The sequence below is a fragment of the Moorena sp. SIO4E2 genome (genome assembly GCF_010671945.1).
Lineage (GTDB): Bacteria > Cyanobacteriota > Cyanobacteriia > Cyanobacteriales > Coleofasciculaceae > Moorena > Moorena producens.
Genome location: NZ_JAAHIE010001100.1, coordinates 1 through 1,715, shown reverse-complemented (window position 1 = coordinate 1,715; position 1,715 = coordinate 1). Strand labels below are relative to the sequence as shown.

The 1,715-nt window shown below is 45.7% G+C and carries 4 protein-coding genes; 3 read left to right on the top strand and 1 reads right to left on the bottom strand.

All coding sequences use genetic code 11. The features are described 5' to 3' along the window. Nucleotides 1–126: 126 nt before the first annotated feature. A complete protein-coding gene (locus F6K37_RS41095; RefSeq protein ID WP_287257045.1) occupies nucleotides 127–264 on the top strand; it encodes a hypothetical protein in 138 nt (45 codons plus the stop codon). A 76-nt stretch (nucleotides 265–340) separates the two neighbouring features. On the opposite strand, the gene F6K37_RS41090 is transcribed toward F6K37_RS41095, so the two are convergent. Continuing rightward, entirely contained in the window at nucleotides 341–544 is a 204-nt protein-coding gene (locus F6K37_RS41090) for a hypothetical protein (protein WP_071103254.1), read from the bottom strand. A 324-nt stretch (nucleotides 545–868) separates the two neighbouring features. Here F6K37_RS41090 and F6K37_RS41085 point away from each other — a divergent pair, with 324 nt between their 5' ends. Both F6K37_RS41085 and F6K37_RS41080 read left to right on the top strand, forming a co-directional pair. Further along, nucleotides 869–1,024, top strand: coding sequence for a hypothetical protein (locus tag F6K37_RS41085; RefSeq protein WP_287257044.1), 156 nt, complete (start codon nucleotides 869–871; stop codon nucleotides 1,022–1,024). Nucleotides 1,025–1,189: 165 nt separating this feature from the next. Next, nucleotides 1,190–1,621, top strand: coding sequence for a MerR family transcriptional regulator (locus F6K37_RS41080; protein WP_287257043.1), 432 nt, complete (start codon nucleotides 1,190–1,192; stop codon nucleotides 1,619–1,621). Nucleotides 1,622–1,715 lie beyond the last annotated feature (94 nt).

Sequence of the window (1,715 nt, the reverse complement as noted above, 5' to 3'; positions counted from 1 at the left end):
CTATTGGTGCTGCTGATTATATCAGTGTTACTCTGAGCAGCAATGCAGGTACTACACGTTATGCCGATATTGGTAGTAATCAGCTCCCGGAAGCTTTGCAGCAAGTGATTCAGAATTGGGAGACTATTGTCAGTAGTAAGTGAGGTGTCAGCGGTCAGCGGTCAGCCGTCAGCGGTCAGCCGTCAGCCGTCAGTGGTCAGTGGTCAGCTGTGGCACAGGCTTCGACGCTGTGATGTAACCTATAAGCTGATTATTGATAACTGATGGCTGATAACTGATGGCTGATGGCTGATCACTGATTACTGAAAGCTGAAAGCTGATAACTGATCGCTTACACTCCCTACTCCATATCCTCAGATTCTTCCTCTATATCCTGCCCAATATCAAAAATAATAATAAATTTCCCATCAGGCATTAGCCGCTTCAGAGCCTGCATGTGACCTTCCGCATCAGAACGGTTACGGAAACGACCAACAACTACTCGTTGCATCTTGGGCAATAACCGAACTACCGCCCATGGATAGAGGCGCTGAGAGTACGACATAATATTAAGTTATCTCCTTAACTGGGGGACTAGAGCCAGCTGAGAGGGTGGAAAATCTGCGGCTGGCTCTTACCGTGGAACGTTTTAGCGCCCACGGTAATTTTATTATAGCATAAATAATCTTTAATTATAACATATTTTGAAAAATTTTGTAACAAACTGTGAGTAGGGAACAGGGAACAGGGAATAGGGAATAGGGAATAGGGAATAGGGAATAGGGAGCAGGGAATAGGGAATAGGGAGTAGGGAGTAGGGAGTAGGGAGTAGTGGAGTGGGAAAAAATTATGTGTTCCTACTTATTAATTAATTAACTTAAAAACTATCTTGGATGGAACCTTAGAGGCACTCCGCATGCGATGCTCCTTTGGAGCCGCTACGCGATCGCATATTTGGGATATTCCTTTGGAGCACTGCGATCGCATTTCCCGATTAGCCCAAACTCTTCCATTTCTTACCGATTCCCGATTCCCGATTTCCTAACTATTCCGATATTGACGCAGTCGCTAATAGTGGAAACCACAGCAGTTGACTTGCTACCCACCCTTTCCACGCTTACCATACTTTACTCCCTATTCCCTACTCCCTCACAATTTTTATTTTTTCTATTAAACTAGTATTATAGGAAGAGTTAAGTTAAGTCCACTGATGAACAAGTGCGTTGGAACTACTGAAGCGGCATCTCTATTAGGAATTTCTTCTCGACGATTGCGCCAACTCCTAGAGAAGGGTCGGGTGCGGGGTGCCTATAAAACTGGAAAATTCTGGATTATTCCCCTGTTCAACCATTTGCCACAAATTACCAAAGGTACTCGTGGACCGAAGGGAAAATGGCGCACTAGTCGTCCTCCCGCATTAGCGAAGATTAATGTCAACCGCAATCACATTGGCTCGAATATCAAGAAAAGCCCTCAAGACCGCAAGCCAGTGATTTCAGTAAAACGAAGTGGTAGCAATATTTACGGCAACGAAGTGGAAATCCTTGGTCCGTGCAAGATTGTCTACAATCCCGATAATCCACTGGATTGTGGTGCTCGTTTGTGGATTGAAACCTTTAGTGATATTCACTTTATTTCTTGATGCAAAGCGCGAGTGGGGGAAACCACGGCAGTCGCTCATGGGGAGGGGCTGTGTGCGGAACCTGCGTCCGCACCTTGTAAGCCCCGTGGAGACC

What these genes read in the sequence shown, in the direction of transcription:
- F6K37_RS41090 (WP_071103254.1), bottom strand. Translation starts at nt 544, where the DNA reads ATGTCGTACTCTCAGCGCCTCTATCCATGGGCGGTAGTTCGGTTATTG.
- F6K37_RS41080 (WP_287257043.1), top strand. Translation starts at nt 1,190, where the DNA reads ATGAACAAGTGCGTTGGAACTACTGAAGCGGCATCTCTATTAGGAATT.